Here is an 18,143-nt window from a genome sequence, read left to right as displayed (position 1 = left end):
TAACATGAATCACATGAAATTAGACATACTGGCTTTTGGAGCACATCCTGACGACGTTGAATTAGGATGTGGAGGAACTATTGCAAAAGAAGTATTCCTTGGAAAAAAAGTAGGAATCATAGATTTAACTCGAGGAGAATTAGGAACTCGAGGTACGGCAGCAATTCGAGACATGGAGTCGGAAGCTGCAGCCAAGATATTAGGGATTCACATACGTGAGAATCTCAATATGAGAGATGGTTTTTTTGTGAATGATGAAGAGCATCAGTTGAAGGTGATTCAAATGATTCGAAAATATCAACCAGAAATAGTATTGTGCAATGCTGTTGACGATCGTCATATTGATCATGGTAAGGGAAGCAAATTAGTTTCAGATGCTTGTTTTCTCTCAGGGCTGAGAAAAATTGAAACCCATTTTCAAGGAGAAAAACAAACAGCATGGAGACCTAAGGTAGTGTATCATTATCTGCAATGGAAAAATGCACAACCTGATTTTGTTGTGGATATAAGTGGTTTTAATGAAATAAGAGTCAACGCTATTTTGGCTTACAGTTCGCAGTTTTATAATCCAGATTCTAAAGAACCAGAGACTGCAATTGCCTCTAAAAATTTTCTAGAAAGCTTGAATTATCGCCCACAAGATTTTGGGAGATTAATAGGAAAAGACTTTGCTGAGGGTTTTACAACAGAAAGATATTTGGCGGTCAATAGTTTAGGAGATTTACTATAATTTTTATAATATTTCTTTGTAAAATAAAACTTTTACAATACATTTGCACTCGTTAAAAATGGTGGTTGTAGCTCAGCTGGTTAGAGTAGCGGTTTGTGGTGCCGCGGGTCGCCGGTTCGAACCCGGTCAGCCACCCGAAAAGTAAAAGCTTCGAAGTAATTCGGAGCTTTTTTTGTTGTATTTGCCTTCATTTATTTGGTATAAATATTTCGAAATAAACTATTTTAATTAAAGGAATCTTCAAAAACTGAAACTTAAAAAGCATCATAATCCTTCTCGTTCAATATATTATTAACTCAGTATACGGTTAAGCTTATACTGATTTGACAAATATTTTTTGTAAATACTTAAAAAAATAAAGTCTTTTTATGATAAAAAATCGTCTTTAAACAACTATTCCAACTGTTTGTCGATAATATTTTGGTGTGCATAAATAATTTAGAAAATTTGCTCATTATTATTTAACATACAAAAAGATGAAGAATTGTCCCTTTCTTATTTTCCTTTTTTGCAGTTTGTCTATATTCTCCAAAAACAATGATTATAGATTATTTGAAACTAAAAACATAAAACCTATAACTTTTTTTAAAAAGGAGTCTAATAATGTCATAACTCTATTTTATGGTACTGTAAATGAAGGTTCAAATTATTTATGCTATCCGAAATCTGTGCGCATAGATAAAACCAAAAATAGTAATTCTGTAGAGTTGTCTGATTTACAACCTGATACAGATTATTATTTTGTTATTAAAACAGATGATAAGTTAAGTAATGAATATACTTTTAGAACGGCTAAATTAGGATCTCAAAATCCTATGGCAAAAGTAGATTTAGAAAATTTAGAAACCAATACTACTGACCTAACTGTATCAGACAGAAAAGATTTTACAGTTATAGCACTTCCAGATACACAACATTATACATACAGAGAAAGTAATTTTCAAATATTTATTGATCAAACACAGTGGATTATCAATCAAAAAGTTAATCTCAATATTGTATTAGTAGACCATCTTGGTGATATTGTTGATTACAGCGAGCCAGTGCAGTGGAATAGGGCGAGACAAGCTTTAAACTTATTAAATCAAAATGATATAGCGATTGGAGTTGCTCCTGGAAATCACGATTACAATGCAATTGATGTCATTGGTCCAGCTGATTTATACGATAAAAATTTTCCTGCAACAAATGCTATTGCTACTGCTGATGGTTTAGGAATTACAAGTTATCAAGCCTACAACTGGTATGGAGGTTATATGGGAGGCACTAATGATGTAGTTACTGCTGATGATGGTAACTATGAAAATAGATTATGGAAAAATAATTATGTGCTTTTTTCTGCTGGTGGTATGGATTTTATCAATATTGCTTTGGAGTATAATTTTCCTTATCAAACTCAGCAATGGGTTGATGCTGTATTAAATGCATTTCCCAATCGAAGAGCAATTATTTCAACGCACAAATTTTTAAGCGATGATAATACGTTGAATAGTTCCTCTGGCAATGTTCAAGCAGTTCTAGACAATATTCTACAAAAACATTGTAATGTTTTTTTAATACTAAGCGGACATTATTACTCTGGAGCGACTCCTGGTGAAGCAGAGCGTGACGAAATTAATGCTTGTGGAAAGCCGGTATATTTACGCATGAGTAATTATCAAGAAGATGTAAATGGGGGTAATGGTTTTCTGCGAATGATGACCTTTCATCCAAAAACTAATACGATTGATGTAAAAACGTATTCTCCTGTTACAAATGAGTATAAAATAGATGCTGATAGCCAGTTTACACTAGCTTATGATATGTCTTTGACAGATTTAGGTTTAGAAATTAAATCTCCAGAAAACAATCAAAATTTTCCTGCTGGCACATCAAGTATTAAAGTTAAAGTAAAAACAAGTAAAGAAGTTGACTATGTTGAAGTTAAATTAAATGGCAAAACTTTTATCGATACAGAGAATCCAGAGAAATCATTTGAAGTTACAGCATCAGGAAGCAACGGTTGGCTTCCTACAGGGACTTACACTATTGAAGTTATTGCTTATGATAATGAAACTTCATCAAGTAGTAGCAAGCAAATAACCATCACTGTTGATCCTACGTTACAAACTTTAAATATTCGAATCTCTAGTGCCAATGATGATGCTGAAGAAAATGTTTCAGCCAGTAATGGTCATGTAGATGTTGGGAGTAGTGATTTAGAATTTTACACAGAGGAAGCTACCGATGTTCAACAGGTAGGGCTTCGTTTCAAAGGATTAACTATCCCTAAAGGAGCCATTGTCGAAAGAGCCTATCTAGAGTTTACAGCTGATGAAATTAACAGCGGACCTGTAACCATAACTATCGCTGGGGAGGCAATTAGTAACTCATCGGTCTTTAGTGCATCTCCCTACAACATAAGTAGTAGAACGAAAACTAATTCCAAAGTAAATTGGTCTCCTGAAAATTGGACGGTACTTGGTGCTAAATACAAGACATCCGATTTGACTAACATAGTACAAGAAATAGTTGACCAATCAAATTGGGTAAACGGCAATGCAATGTCATTTATTTTGTATGGAGGTGCTACAGCAACGAACTCAAGAATAGCAGAATCTTTTGAAGGAGGGAAGAATATTGCTCCATTACTTCATATTGAATATGCAATTTGTTCACCAACTACCTATTATGCAGACAACGATGGAGATGGTTTCGGAAACAGCAATCAGACCCTATTACGATGCAATCAGCCAGTTGGGTATGTTTTGAATAATACAGATTGTGACGATACAAATGCCGATATTAATTCAGCTCAACAAGAGATTATTTATAATGGGATAGATGATGATTGTAATTCAGCAACTCCAGATAGTATAAATGTTAATATAGAGAATAGTCAGTGTGGTGTTACCATTCTTTCGACAGAAACATTAATTTTTGCAGATGAGAATGATTTGGCTACGGCTTACCGTTTTGAAATTATTAATGGTAATTCAATCCGATTTGTGGAATCATACACACGCTCTTTTTCATTAAGTCAAATATCAGGAGAGATACCATTTGGAACTACCTATTCTATAAGAGTTCAGATTAAGGTCTATGGAATTTGGAGAAATTTTGGACAAACTTGTAGCGTATATTTAGTGCCATTAACAAGTTTAATTGCATCACAATGCGGCATTACTTTACCATTAGTTTCTACTTCTATATGGGCTAGACCAATAGTATCTGCTTCTGATTACCGTTTTCAAATAACAAAAGGATCTGAGGTGCGACTTTATGAAACTTCAAATAGGTATTTTAATTTATCACAACTAACAGGATTTGTAACATATGACAGTGCTTACAGTATAGCTGTTTCCTATAAATTAAACGGAGAGTGGTCTTCTTTTGGGCCTTCTTGTATTGTAAAAACACCTGTAACGGTTGGACAAACAAAATTGATTGACTCGCAATGCGGTTCAGTTCTCGCTTCTATAAGTACTCCAATATGGGCTAATGAAGTATTTTTAGCAACTAGTTATCGCTTTGAGGTTAGTACAGCTATTTTCAGTAGTGCTCTTGAGACAACAAATAGATATTTCTTATTATCACAGTTCTCAGGAATTAATTATAATACAACTTATACGATAAGGGTAGCTGTCAAGTTTAATGGTATTTGGCAAGAATATGGTCCATCCTGCACGGTTTCTACTCCATCTTCAGTTCCAACTACGAAGTTAATTGACTCATTATGTGGAGGCAAGCTATCGTCATTAACATCACAAATCTTAGCAAATGAGGTATATTTGGCAACCGATTACCGTTTTGAGGTAACTAATGATGTTTTGGTTAGAACTTACGAGACCAAACTACGTTATTTTCTTTTAAGTCAATTACAAGGAGGAGGCTCTTACAATACAACATATTCCATTAGAGTTGCAGTGAAATTTAATAATGTTTGGCAAGCTTATGGTCCAGCATGTATCTTGAAAACCCCAACAAATTTGGTTGCTAGAATGTCTCAAATCAATGAAAGCAACGTGTCAGAATTAACTGTTAAAGCATTTCCTAATCCATTCGTAGCTCACTTTAACCTAGCTATTGAAAGTTCTAGTGATGAACTGGTAGAAGTTAAAATATATGATATGGTTGGAAGACAACTTGAAGTATGTAAAGCTACTGTAACAGAATTGTCTACCAGAGAAATAGGCAGTAATTATCCAACTGGAGTTTACAACGTGATTGTTGCAGAAGGTGATAAGGTGCGATACATTAGAGTGATAAAAAGATGATAATTCTAAGTAAAACAATTGGATTCTTGATGTTCAAGCATTTGATAGTATTGAAACAAAAAAAGCTCTGAATTACTTCGGAGCTTTTTTTGTTTTGATTATTATTTACCGTCTTTATCAATCACAAGTCGATTTTCTCGATTAGCTATTTCCCAAGCTATTGTAAAAGCATATTGTGTTCTCTTGGCTAGGGCATCAAATTCTATTTTTTCTACTTCATCAGTTGGTTTATGATAATCGGCATGAGTTCCATTAAATATAAAGACCGAAGGAATGCCATTTTTTGCAAAATTATAATGATCGGAACGATAGTAAAATCGATTTGGGTCTTTGCGATCATTATAGGTATAGTCTAAATCCAAATGAATGTATTTTTTGTTTGTCTCTTCACAAATAGTATACAAATCGGATGACAGATAGTCAGAACCTATTATGTAAACATAGTTATTAGAGTTGGAATGGGCTTCATCACGACGACCAATCATATCAATGTTTACATCAGCTACGGTATTTGCTAGAGGGAATAGAGGGTTTTCAGAGTAATATCTTGAACCATGAAGACCATGTTCTTCACCAGTTACATGCAAAAACAAGATAGAACGTTTTGGTCCATTGCCTTCTTTCTTGGCTTTGGCAAAAGCTTGAGCAATTTCTAACAAAGCTACAGTTCCAGAACCATCATCATCAGCACCATTGTAGATTTCTCCATTTTTTATTCCAACATGATCGTAGTGGGCTGAGATTACTACAATTTCATTTGGTTTTTCTGAGCCTTCAATAAAAGCCCAAATATTTTCAGAATCAGGTAAATTTTCATTGCGTTTTGCATTCAAGAAAGCTGCAGGAATATTTTGGTAATAATTTTTTGCTCCCTTCGGAAAAGTAATTTTATTTTTCTTGTATTGACTAATTAGATAGTCTCCAGCTTTTTTTTGTCCTTTCGAACCTGTTTCTCGTCCTTCCATTTCGTCTGAAGCCACAATGTAAAGATGGGTTTTAAGTTCCTCTGATGAAATGGTATTGATATATTTTTGAATGTCTACATTTGTATTATCCGATTTTTTACTGGCGCAACTTATACCTAGTATAAAGATTGAACTCAGAAGAATTATTTTTTTCATTTAAAACGAGTTACAGTTTTTAAAGTTCTTGAAAGGGATTAATTGTAATTTTTAGGATAGCTGTTATAAAACCTCTTTTAGAAAAATCAATAGATGTTCCCACGAACGTTTATCTGCTTTTTCATTGTAGGCTGCTCCTTTTGAATTATCATTTCCAGCTTCAGGATTTGTGAAAGAATGAACTGCGTTAGCATAATAAATCATTTGCCAATCGATTTTAGCCTCTCTCATTTCTTTTTGAAAAGCGCTTATTTCTTCAACTGATTCATAAGGATCATCGGCACCATGGCACACTAAAACCTTTGTAGTGTTATTTTTTGTAATTCTATCACCAGCTTTTCCTAGACCTCCGTGAAAAGAGACTACACCTTTCACGGGCAAATTACCCCTAACAGTTTCAATAGCTCCTGTTCCCCCAAAACAATATCCAATAACCACAATTTTGTCAGGGTTAGCCCCAGATTTTATTAATTGTTCTAAGGCCAATTGAATTCTGTTTTGATATTGTTCGAAGTTTTTTTTGTAGAAAGAAGATTGCGTTGCGGCTCCTTGCATATCAGTTGGGTAATTGCCTTCTCCATAAATATCGGCAACAAAGGTGTAGTATCCTAAATCGGAGAGCCTTTGTGCATTATTTTTTGAAAGTTGATCAATTCCCATCCATGCTGGAAGTATGAGAATACCTGGCTTGTCTTTTTTTATTTTTTTTGGGATAGATTGAAATCCATTTAAATTTTGCTCGCCATCTTTATACTTTACAGGTCTAAGTTGTGAGTAACTCAAAATGGAGATAAAGAAGAAAATAGACAAGAGCAAACTTTGATTTTTCATACTTATAAATTTTAGAGGAATGTTGTATTGCTTTTCAAACACAACAACATAATTAATTTTACGGATAGCAAATATCCGAAATTAATTCAAAAAATACTTGATTGCTAAATATTTAGTACAAAATTTTCTAATGGAATAGAATCACGAATCAAATCGAATTGAATTTGATATTTTTTCAAGTCGTAATTCGGTTACTTTTTCTTCGTTTAATGATATTGCTAGTAATTCTGCAATAGCATTTTCATTACTACTTTCTGCATACGTTGACAGGATACTATAGGCTGCAATTTCATAATGCTCTATTTTTTGAAGTGAAAGTAATATTCCTGCATCACGAATAGTCCCGAATTTGGTATTTTCAATAGTAGATTCAACGTCTTGAATGAGTTGTTCTATAGCTTGGCATCTTTGTAGTGTTGGATTGGTATTTAGTGCCAAAAACGAATCTTCTATACGTATAACTTGTTGTTTCGTTTCCTCAAAATGTATAGTAATCGCTTCAATTAATTCAAAGGAACAGGCGTTTTTTATCATTTTTGGAAAAGCTTTCAATAATGCTTTTTCTACATAGTACAAAGATTGTAATTCTTTTAGAATTACTTCACGCAGTCCAACAATACCATCGAATTTTAATCGAATGGTTTTTATTTCGTTTTCATCTCCGCGTCTTTTGTTTGCCGAAGGTTTTCTGAAACTATCCATTTTAGTAGGTTTTTTCAAAAAAGATAATTTTGGGGACTCTCTTTTTTGAATGTTATTTTATGTTTGCTATTGTTTTTAAATGGTGAAGTTTCAAAAGTAGCCATTATATTTTTTAGTAAAAAAAATACCCGATGTACTGCATTAAACTTTAACATATGGGTACTAAATTGAGATTTTCAATAGTTGGATTAGGAGAATTTGGAACCATTTCAAAGAATTTGTCCTGAAAATTATCAAAAAGGAACTTACTTATTCCAAAACTCTAGGTACTTATTTGCTATGGCGATGTAGTGATGTTCTTGTTCAATAAAAATTCTAGCACGATTACCAATAGCAATAATTTCTTCGGGATTTTCAATTAGATAAGAAAGTTCATTGACTATGTAATCAACATCTGGTAGAGCATTTATAGCTATTTTTTCAGATAAATTATAATGTTCTGTAAATACTGTTTCGGCACCTGTAAATACTACTTTACCTCTTGCCATAGCTTCTAATGCGTTGTAACCTTGATCAAAAGAATATACTTGGTCTAACACAATGTGGGCTTCATTGTATGTTTTTTGATACTCATTATAAGGCAGACTATTTGCTGTAATCACTTTTACTTTTGTAGGATATTTTTCTTTTATTTTAAGTAGAGCCTTTTCAAAAAAGGAATTTCCTTTTTTTATTGAACTGTATTTATTAACGCCATGAAAAACAACTATTTTATCATGAATTGCATTTGGTGAAAATCTAATTGTATCGACATTAATGGGATTAGGAATAAAAGTAAAGTCAGTATTGGTTTGTGACATTGGGATTTTGTAATCCAAATCGGAGACTATAATTCCATTAGAATGAGTAGCTACAAATTTGTATAGTTTTTTGTAACTCTTGGAAACGTATTTTAGACTGTAGATGTATTGCTTTTTTAGTTTAGGATTATTAAAGTATGGGGTTAGTATAGAGTATTTTAGGTTGTTTTTTAATAAAACATCAATAATTGGGGTTTCTTCACCACAAACTAATAGAAAAATTTTGCGATTACGAGAAAATACCTTTCCAAGTAGGTACATACTCCATCTGGGAAAGGTTTCGATGGCATTTGAATTGATTAATTGTACTACATCGTAGTTTTGCAACTGAGGCAGAAGAAAATAAAATCGAATACCCTTTTCAATACTTTCAAGATTGATTCCGAGTAAACGGATTGAGATTTTATTTATAAATAGGAAAACAGAATTAGAAGAAATGATTTTTGGGCTAATGGATACATCTACAGGAAAATTTTTAAACTTATCTCCAGTTCCAACAATAGTAACTTCATGATTTAAAGACTCTAAACCCTCTTTTAGTGAATTGTGCAGCCTGCTGTATTCTCCAATTAAAAGTATTTTCATTAATCAAATAAGTTTTATATTTGCGTAAATATAAAAATCGGTGAGTAGATATACTAATCTGGATATAGAAATTTTGATTTCTACCATGAATAAAAAATCGTTGGATTTTTTATTACCGATGTTTCCTTTTTCTCATTTCTCCAATTTTTCCATTCTAATTGTCAATCAAACTCAGAATGACTCGCTTTTACTATCTAATTATCCGACAGTTAGGGTAATTAACTCGTTAGAAAAGGGGCTTTCCAAAAGTAGAAATTTGGCGATACAAAATGCAAATAAAAAGATTTGTTTGATTGCAGATGACGACGTGGTGTATTTCCCAGATTTTGAGGAAGATATCATAAAAGCATTTAATGATGTAAAAGAGGCTTCAGTAATTACTTTCAATCATCAAAGAGTAGGAGCAGATAAACCTCAAAAAGAGTCAAAGAAATCCTATCTACATACTTTGAAAAGTCTTTGGTCTGTTAGTTCGATTGAAATAGCTGTAAAGTTAGAAGCTATAAAGAAAAATGGAATTTCTTTTGATGAACATTTTGGGCTCGGGTCTGTTTTTGAAACAGCAGAGGAATTCTTATTTCTAAGGTCTTCATTTCTTCAAAACTTGAAATTGTATTATTATCCTTCGGTTATAGTTTCCCATCCTAAACTTTCGTCCGGAATTCATGAGGGTCAAGATAAACTGTTGTTTGCAAGAGCAGCGCTGTTTTACAAAACAAAAGGCAAATTAGCCTATTTATGGTTGGTAAAATACCTGTTTTTTCTTTTTAGGAAAAATTATATTACAAGACATGAATGTGTACATAAATTCAAAATAGGAATTTCAGGCATCAGAAAATACAAGGAAATAGTAAAAGTCAATACCTAAGGTTCTAGAGTAGAGTTTCTTTATTTGAATACCGAATTGTTTAATCCTATCCGAACGAAAAAAACATTAATTGGAAGTAATAGTCTTAGTACGAACGAAGGTAATTTCAATAAAATTCTCTTTTTAACAGACAAATTGTTGTTGTCGATTCCTTTATAAAATCGATTAAAATTGACTTTGTCATTGTGAAGTTTGCACTTAATAGCAAATGAAAAACGATTCAAGTCTAAGAAATTTTTAAGGATTTTATTTTCTTTTTCTTGTTCTGAAAATTTTGAAAAATCCATTTTTGTAGCAATATATTCTTTCTTTTTTGACAAACTATCTCTGTCATAAACATATCGTGCTAATATTTTCCAAGAAAAAACAATAGGATAAACTAAACCAATTCTAATCCATAAATCTGTATCTTGACCACTTTTTAAGTTAATATCAAAATCTCCAATTTCACTAAATATGCTTTTGTGGAAAACAGCAGAAGAGGTCCAAATCACACTTTCTTTACTGCTAGCATCGAAGTAATTTACCAATTGAATATCACTAGATTTTTTGATTGAATATTGTGCAGGAATTGTGTTTTTTGAAGTTTCAATTTCAATAGCTACTGAAAAAACTTTTTGTTCAGGAAATTGATGAATATTTTCAAATATTTCTTGTAAAAAGTTTGGATACCAATAATCATCAGCATCAATAAAAGTGATGTAATCTGATTTTGCCTCTTTAATTCCATAATTTCTAGCAGTCGAGACTCCTCCATTTTCTTTACTGAAATATCTTATTCTAGAATCTTTAAACTGTGCTACTTTTTCAAGGCTTTTATCTGTTGAACCATCATTAACTATAATAATTTCATAATCTACAAAAGTTTGATTGAGAACACTATGTAATGTGCTTTCAATAAATTTTTCTTTGTTATAAAGTGGAATTATGATTGAAAAAAAGCTCATTTACTTATGTAAAGGTTTAGTTATGACAAGGATGGTTTCTTCTTGATTCAAACCAAAATTAGTTTCATCCGAAGAATAGTTTCTCACTTCGACCAAAAAGCCACAACTTTCAAGTCTTTGTTGTAATCCTGAAACCGAATAGACTCTAACATGGTCTTCTTGTCCGAAATGTTTCAACCGTTCTTTTTCAGAAGTTATAGAATCATTTTCATAAATAGCTCCTTCTTTGAAGGGTGTTTGTACGAGTGCTTTTGAACCAGGTTTCAAAATCCGATACAATTCTCTCATAGCTTTAAGATCATTTGGAACATGTTCCAGTACATGATAACAAATTACTAAATCAAATTTGTTGTCTTCAATTTTTAAATCAGTTATGTCATATTGAAAATCGGCTATGAAATCTCCCGACAAATCAGTGCTGTAGTAATTGATGGATTTTATTTTTTTTAATTTACGATACAAACATCTTGAAGGAGAAAAATCTAAAATGGCAGTATTAGGGACTAAAAATTCATTTTCTAATAACAGCCACAGTCGTCTATTTCTTTCTAAACTTCCGCAGTTAGGACATAATCTATCGTTGTTAGATCTAGTAACAAATTTTTTGAGCTTTTTGCCACAAATAGAACATTGGTATTTATTTCCACTGTAAAATATTGAAAATAGTTTTCTTAAAATTTCCTCTTGTTCAAAGAGTACTTTTTTAGGAATGATTTTAGAAATACTATTTTTTATCGTTTGATACATATTTTACTTGTTTTCAATACTACACAAATATCCCAAACGGTACAAATCAAAAATAAACAATGAAGGATTGTTGCTAGATAAATTCTTAAGAAATAAAGATTGTGATATTTTGTAAAAAAAAGAGATAACAGATTGTAGTTTGTATTGTTTTATTACAGAAAAAATCTTTGATATTTTAAGATAATTAACACTGATTAATATGTTGTCAATCAGGTATTTTAGCGCTGTCAATGATTCTTTTTCTTTTTGTATAGCATCTTTGAAAGTATCTAATCCCAAATGATAAATAGGATTATCTACATGTACAATTCTGATGTTTTTTTGCATTAGATTATAGGAAAACAAAGTGTCTTCATGTCTGAAATTGGGTATGCTTTCATCAAATGAAACTTTTTTAAATACTGATTTATGAATCAAAAAGTTCAATGTAAGAAAACTTAAATAGGGATTCTTTTGTCTTACTTCAGCGGATAAGGCTTCTCTTTTTTTGCCATAAACCCAACGCAATAATTTTTCCTTTTCGGGTTTTTCTTCACGATACAATAATCCTCCATTTACAATCTTTTCTTCATTGTTCATGTACGGAATGTATTCTGAAATAAATGTATCTTTCTTAGGCAACACATCGGCATCAAGATACAGTAACCAATCAAACTTAGCCTTTTGAGCCAACAAATTCCTAATCTTGCTTCTGCCAATATTGCTCTCTAATTTTTTATAACTGCTATTAGGTAGCGTATTTATTTTCTCGTTTTCTAAAGAAATCAAATTTGAGGCATCATCTAAACATATAATTTCATATTCAATCCCCGTTTGTTCCACTTGTTTCTGAACAGTTGAAACTAAATTGTAAACGTTATAATTATATGTTGGGATGAGTATGGATAGCATTAAACCGTTCTCTGAACAACTTCAAAAATTTTGCTGTCTTCGCATTTCAATGTTTTAGAAGGATATTTCATTAATAATGCATAATCGTGTGTTGCCATAATTACGGTTTTTCCATTAGCATTGATTTTTCGTAATACTTCCATGACTTCAACACTGGTTTGAGGATCCAAATTTCCAGTAGGCTCATCGGCCAAAATCAATTCAGGATCATTCAATAAAGCTCTTGCTATGGCGACTCGTTGCTGCTCTCCACCAGAAAGTTGGTGTGGCATCTTATTAGCAACCGATTTTAAGTCTACTTTTTCTAAAACTTCATCAATCTTCACTTGCATCTCTTGTTTGTCTGTCCAACCTGTTGCTTTTAGCACAAAGAGCATGTTTTCTTTAACGCTTCTATCAGGTAATAATTTAAAATCTTGGAAAACGATTCCAATTTTTCGTCTCAAATAAGGAATATTGTCTTCTTTTAAGGTAGCTAAATCATAATCAACAATGCTTGCTTGCCCTTCAACAAGTGGTAAATCGGCATAGAGCGTTTTCATAAAACTACTCTTACCTGAACCTGTTTTTCCTATGATATATAAAAATTCACCATGATGTACTTCTAGGTTAATATTAGATAAAATGACTTTATTTTCTTGATAAATTGTTACGTTTCTTAAAAATAGAATGGGTTCGGACATAGTGATTTTGTTTATTGTGTAAAAGTAATAAGATAACGTTGGTATTCAAAATAAATTTCAGAACTATTCATTATAAATGCACGTTGTTAAAAAAAATGTTCATAATAAAACCTCAACATACTTCGTTATGCTTTACAGAGTAATACTTTTGAATCAATAAATATAATCATGATGCGAAAATTTTCAAGCTTAATTTTTTTAGTTTTTTTAATCAAGTTTGGTAGTGTTTCTGCCCAAAAATCGGCTATTTATACTAATGATTTGGAAGAGTATAACAGAGCACTTTCGTTGTTCAATAACAATCAATACCAATCGGCACAGATTATTTTTGACAAAGTAAAAGCAGTCAATTCAAATACTGATGTTCAAGCGGATTGTGCTTACTATAGTGCCATTTGTGCCATTCATCTCAATCAAAATAATGCCGATGAAATGATGGAAAATTTTGTTAGAGATTATCCAACTAGTTCAAAACAAAATCAAGCTTACATAGAAGTGGCTCATTACTATTTTGATCAAGGAAAATTTCCTCAAGCCCTCGAATGGTTTGATAAAGTGGATGAAAGTTCGTTGAGTTACGATGATTTGGATCGATTTAATTTCCAAAAAGGATACAGCTATTTTAGCGCCAATAAGAAAAAAGAGGCTGAGCCTTATTTTAATAAAGTATTAAATTCTAAAGAGTATGGTTCACAAGCAAAATACTATTTAGGTTTTATGGCGTATGATAATGATGATTATAAAAATGCCAACAAATATTTTGAAGAAGTTTCAGGAGAAGAAAAATACAAAGAAAAATTGTCCTATTTCAAGGCGGATATGAATTTTAAATCTGGAAATTTTCAAAAAGCCATTGATTTAGGACTAGTTGCTATGCCAAAATCGAATGCTTCAGAAAAATCAGAATTAAATAAGATTATCGGAGAAAGTTATTTTAACTTAAAACAATACGACAAAGCAATTCCTTATTTGAAAGAATACAAAGGAAAAAAAGGTAAATGGAATAATACCGATTTTTATCAATTAGGTTATGCTTATTATGAGCAAAATGATTTTGAAAATGCCATTTCTCAATTTAATAAAATCATAGGCGGAAATGATTCGGTAGCCCAAAATGCCTACTACCATCTTGGGGAATGCTACATGAAAACAAACCGAAAACAGCAAGCCTTAAATGCTTTTAAAAATGCTTCGGAAATGCAATATGATTTGAAAATCCAAGAAGATGCTAATTTGAATTATGCTAAACTGAGCTATGAAATTGGAAATTCTTATCAATCCGTTCCAGATGTGTTGTCAGCCTATTTAGAAAAATATCCAAATTCAGCAAGCAAGCAAGAAATAGAAACCTTGTTAATCAATTCTTTTATCACTTCTAAAAACTATAAAGGTGCTCTCGATTTATTGGAAAAAAACAAAAGTTTTGCCAATAAAGAAGCGTATCAAAAAGTAACTTTTTACAGAGGATTAGAATTATATACCGACGGGAATTATCAAGAAGCCCTGGCAATGTTCAAAAAATCAATTGCTGAACCTAGAAATGCTAAATTTACCGCAAGAGCAACCTTTTGGAAAGGAGAAACCGAGTATGTTCTTGATAATTTCAATGAAGCATTGATTAGTTTCAAGCAATTTGTAGCGATTCCAGAGTCTAAAACAACTCCAGAAAACAAGAATATCAACTACAATATTGCGTATTGTTATTTCAAACAAAAAGAATACGACCAAGCGGGAAATTATTTTCAAAGTCAAATAGATGTAACTAAAGACGACAAAATTCGTTTGAATGATGCCTATTTGCGTTTAGGGGATTGCCGATTTGTTACTGCAAAATATTGGCCAGCAATGGATGCTTATAATAAAGTAATCGAATTAAAAAGCGTTGATGCTGATTATGCTGCCTTCCAAAAAGGAATCAGCTACGGATTTGTCAATAAAAATGACAGGAAGATTGAAGATTTGAATAAATTTATTGCAACATTCCCAAAATCACAATATCGAGACGATGCCTTGTTTGAGTTAGGAAATACCTATGTGACCGAGAAGAAAAATGATTTAGCCATTAAAACCTATGACCAATTAATCAGTGAATTCAAAAATGGTTCTTATGCTTCAAAGGCAATTTTGCGTCAAGGGTTGATTTATTATAATGCGGAGAATGATGCATTGGCTTTAGCTAAATTCAAAAAAATTGCAGCAGAATATCCAAAAAGCCCTGAAGCTCTTGAAGCGGTTTCGACGGCTCGTTTAATTTATGTAGATAACGGAAAAGTAGATGAATATGCAACTTGGGTAAGAACGTTAGATTTTGTTGAAGTTTCCGATGCCGAATTGGATAATGATACCTACGAGGCAGCTGAAAAACAATATTTATTAAATAACACCAAGCAATCTATTAAGTCATTTAGTGGTTATGTGGCTAAATTTCCAAATGGAATTCACGCTCTAAAAGCTAATTTCTATTTGGCGCAATCTTATTTTGCTGATGGATTAGAAAGTAACGCTATTCCTCACTATGAATATGTAACTTCTTTATCCAGAAATGAATTTACAGAACAATCGTTGACCAGATTAGCTCAGATTTATTTAAAGAAAGACGATTTTACCAAGACAATTGCAACTTTAAAACGATTAGAAGCAGAAGCCGATTTTCCTCAAAACGTCACTTTTGCCCAATCCAATCTAATGAAAACCTACTACGAGCAAAAAGATTATCCTAATGCTGTGATTTATGCCGAGAAAGTATTGGCAAATCCAAAAATGGACGATAAGGTAAAATCGGATGCACAAATTATTGTAGCACGTTCTGCAATTCAAAGTAATGATGAGCCAAAAGCAAGAATAGCTTACGCCAAATTGCTTACCATTGCCAAAGGAGAATTAGCAGCAGAAGCTTTATATTACGATGCCTATTTCAAAAACAAAGATGGAAAATTTGAAGCTTCAAATACTACGGTTCAAAAATTGACCAAAGATTATTCAGGATACAAATACTTTGGAGCAAAAGGATTAGTAATCATGGCAAAGAACTTCTATGGATTAAAAGATAGTTTTCAGGCTACTTATATTTTAGAAAGCGTTATCAAAAATTTCAGTAATTTTTCTGATGTAAAAGAGGAAGCACAACAACAACTAGATGAGATTAAATCACAAGAAGCAAAAACCAATTCATCCATTCAAAACTAATTAGAGACTATTTAATTCTCAATTCATTCGATATGAAAATCAAAATTCAACATACTATCGCTATTCTTTTCTTTCTTACTAGTTTGCAAACCGTTACTGCACAAAAGAAAGACGCAAACATAGGAACCGAAGTGGTTAACGTAGTAAAGCCTTATACGCCAACTATTTCTGATGCTTTTAAAGTGAAAGAAACTCCAACTTTGGAAGATTCAGACAATAGTAAAAAAGAGAATATTACCTATACTATTTTTTCCTTTCCAGTGGCTTCAACATTTTCACCTTCTAAGGGAAAAGCGGCCAATGTAGATAAGTCTAAAGAAGAAACACTTTATAAAAATTATTTCACTGGAGGTTTAGGGAATTATAAGACCATTTTGGGCGAATTATATGTCACTGAGAATGTGGGCGATACCGATTATGTTGCTGGAATGTTGAAACATTTATCCTCTCAAGGCGGAATTGAAGACGTTCCTGTTAATGACTCTTATTTTAATACCTCATTAGATCTAACCTATGGAAGTAAAAAAAGTGATTATTCTTGGAGTACCGACTTAGGTTATCAACTTCAAAAATACCATTGGTATGGTTTGCCTTCAGAGTATGGTTCATCGTTAACTCCAGAGGAAAGAGTAGCTATTTATGACAGGGTAGATAGCGGGCAAACTTACAATAACTTTTATGTAGGTGGAAAAATTAGCTTTATTGAGAGTGCTTTCAGCGAAATTAATGTAAAATACAATCGATTCTGGGATGGGTATGATTCAGCAGAAAATCGATTCATAGCTAAGCCATCTTTTAAGTTTGATATTGAAGACAAAACCATAAAAACAAATCTGATTGTAGATTATGTAGGAGGTTCTTTTGCAAAGGACTACACAGAAACGGCATCTATAGATTACGGATATACCAATTTTGGACTTTATCCAAGTTTTGCCATGAAAAAAGACGATTGGTCTATAAATATTGGAGCCTCTATTTTTTATAGTATGGATACTAAATACGATGATAATCAGCTGCTTTTTTATCCGCAAGTTAATGCCTCTTTGAAAGTAGTGGGTGATTGGATGTTATTTTACACAGGACTTGAAGGTAGTTTAGATCAGAATTCGTATAGAGATTTTACTAACGAAAATTCCTTTTTATCACCAACTTTATTCATTAAACCTACTAACAAACAATTCGATTTATACGCAGGTTTAAAAGGGAAATTATCAAATTATATTAGTTACAATCTAAAAGGTTCTTATGTTAGTGAAAAAGACAAAGGATTATTTAGAAGTAACCCTTATGATGAAACAATTCAAGTACAGGATGAATTTAGATATGGAAATTCGTTCGGAGTGGTTTATGATAAGTTAAAAACATTGCGATTTTTTGGCGAATTGAAAGCCGATTTTTCTAAGAATATTTCTTTTGGAGTTAACGGGACGTTCAGTTCATTTTCAACAACCGATGAAAAAGAAGCATGGAATTTGCCTGCTTTAAAACTAGGAACAAATCTAAATGTTGCCATCACGCCAAAATGGTACGCAGGAGCAGAAGCTTTCTTTGTTGGTGAACGAAAAGATTTGGTACAAAAGACAAATGTTTTGACTTTGCTTCCTGAAATGAATGTTCAAAAACTAGATAGTTATTTTGATGTGAATGCTAATGTTGGGTATAAATATAACGAACGCTTTACAGCCTTTTTACGTTTGAATAACATAGCCAACCAAGCCTATCAAAAATGGCTCAATTATTCCGTACAATCTTTTCAAATAATGCTAGGCGGAAATTATAAATTTGATTTTTAAATT

General features: G+C 32.2%; 13 protein-coding genes and 1 tRNA gene. 6 read left to right on the top strand and 8 right to left on the bottom strand.

Features of this window, described 5'->3' with window-relative positions:
* Window positions 1-13 precede the first annotated feature (13 nt).
* From bshB1 to AC23L6_RS05925, 3 genes are all read left to right on the top strand, one after another.
* On the top strand, window positions 14-730 hold the full coding sequence (bshB1, locus tag AC23L6_RS05935; protein ID WP_487560933.1) for a bacillithiol biosynthesis deacetylase BshB1: 717 nt from the start codon (window positions 14-16) through the stop codon (window positions 728-730).
* A 61-nt stretch (window positions 731-791) separates the two neighbouring features.
* Window positions 792-865, top strand: a tRNA-His gene (locus tag AC23L6_RS05930).
* A 341-nt stretch (window positions 866-1,206) separates the two neighbouring features.
* Complete coding sequence (locus AC23L6_RS05925) at window positions 1,207-4,986, top strand: T9SS type A sorting domain-containing protein (RefSeq protein WP_487560934.1); 3,780 nt, start codon at window positions 1,207-1,209, stop codon at window positions 4,984-4,986.
* A 101-nt stretch (window positions 4,987-5,087) separates the two neighbouring features.
* On the opposite strand, the gene AC23L6_RS05920 is transcribed toward AC23L6_RS05925, so the two are convergent.
* From AC23L6_RS05920 to AC23L6_RS05905, 4 genes are all read right to left on the bottom strand, one after another.
* Complete coding sequence (locus AC23L6_RS05920) at window positions 5,088-6,107, bottom strand: M28 family metallopeptidase (RefSeq protein ID WP_487560935.1); 1,020 nt, start codon at window positions 6,105-6,107, stop codon at window positions 5,088-5,090.
* Between the two features lie 63 nt (window positions 6,108-6,170).
* On the bottom strand, window positions 6,171-6,938 hold the full coding sequence (locus AC23L6_RS05915; RefSeq protein WP_487560936.1) for a dienelactone hydrolase family protein: 768 nt from the start codon (window positions 6,936-6,938) through the stop codon (window positions 6,171-6,173).
* Between the two features lie 141 nt (window positions 6,939-7,079).
* On the bottom strand, window positions 7,080-7,658 hold the full coding sequence (locus tag AC23L6_RS05910) for a YciE/YciF ferroxidase family protein (RefSeq protein ID WP_487560937.1): 579 nt from the start codon (window positions 7,656-7,658) through the stop codon (window positions 7,080-7,082).
* A gap of 227 nt (window positions 7,659-7,885) precedes the next feature.
* Window positions 7,886-9,025, bottom strand: coding sequence for a glycosyltransferase (locus AC23L6_RS05905; protein WP_487560939.1), 1,140 nt, complete (start codon window positions 9,023-9,025; stop codon window positions 7,886-7,888).
* Window positions 9,026-9,065: 40 nt separating this feature from the next.
* On the opposite strand from AC23L6_RS05905, the gene AC23L6_RS05900 reads away from it, so the two are divergent.
* The gene (locus AC23L6_RS05900; protein WP_487560940.1) at window positions 9,066-9,893 is read left to right on the top strand and encodes a glycosyltransferase family 2 protein; all 828 of its coding nucleotides are present in this window, start codon (window positions 9,066-9,068) and stop codon (window positions 9,891-9,893) included.
* Window positions 9,894-9,913: 20 nt separating this feature from the next.
* Here AC23L6_RS05900 and AC23L6_RS05895 read toward each other — a convergent pair whose 3' ends face one another.
* The 4 genes from AC23L6_RS05895 to AC23L6_RS05880 are packed head-to-tail and all read right to left on the bottom strand — an operon-like array spanning window position 9,914 to window position 13,161.
* Entirely contained in the window at window positions 9,914-10,840 is a 927-nt protein-coding gene (locus AC23L6_RS05895; protein ID WP_487560941.1) for a glycosyltransferase family 2 protein, read from the bottom strand.
* Window positions 10,841-11,587, bottom strand: a complete 747-nt coding sequence (locus AC23L6_RS05890) for a class I SAM-dependent methyltransferase (RefSeq protein WP_487560942.1) — start codon at window positions 11,585-11,587, stop codon at window positions 10,841-10,843.
* Window positions 11,588-11,590: 3 nt separating this feature from the next.
* Window positions 11,591-12,478 (bottom strand): glycosyltransferase family 2 protein, encoded by an 888-nt coding sequence (locus AC23L6_RS05885; RefSeq protein WP_487560943.1) that lies wholly within the window; start codon window positions 12,476-12,478, stop codon window positions 11,591-11,593.
* Window positions 12,478-13,161, bottom strand: a complete 684-nt coding sequence (locus AC23L6_RS05880) for a cell division ATP-binding protein FtsE (RefSeq protein ID WP_487560944.1) — start codon at window positions 13,159-13,161, stop codon at window positions 12,478-12,480. The genes AC23L6_RS05885 and AC23L6_RS05880 overlap by 1 nt, the downstream gene beginning before the upstream one ends.
* A 171-nt stretch (window positions 13,162-13,332) precedes the next feature.
* Between AC23L6_RS05880 and AC23L6_RS05875 the strand changes: the two genes are divergently transcribed.
* Together AC23L6_RS05875 and AC23L6_RS05870 are read left to right on the top strand one after the other, a co-directional pair.
* Window positions 13,333-16,347: a tetratricopeptide repeat protein gene (locus AC23L6_RS05875; protein ID WP_487561240.1), complete on the top strand. Its 3,015-nt coding sequence runs from the start codon at window positions 13,333-13,335 to the stop codon at window positions 16,345-16,347.
* A 32-nt stretch (window positions 16,348-16,379) separates the two neighbouring features.
* Window positions 16,380-18,140, top strand: a complete 1,761-nt coding sequence (locus tag AC23L6_RS05870; protein WP_487560945.1) for a porin family protein — start codon at window positions 16,380-16,382, stop codon at window positions 18,138-18,140.
* Window positions 18,141-18,143 lie beyond the last annotated feature (3 nt).

This window comes from Flavobacterium sp. R1_16 (assembly GCF_057652095.1).
The sequence above is the reverse complement of the archived record's forward strand: the minus strand, read 5'-3'. Positions and strand labels throughout refer to the sequence as shown.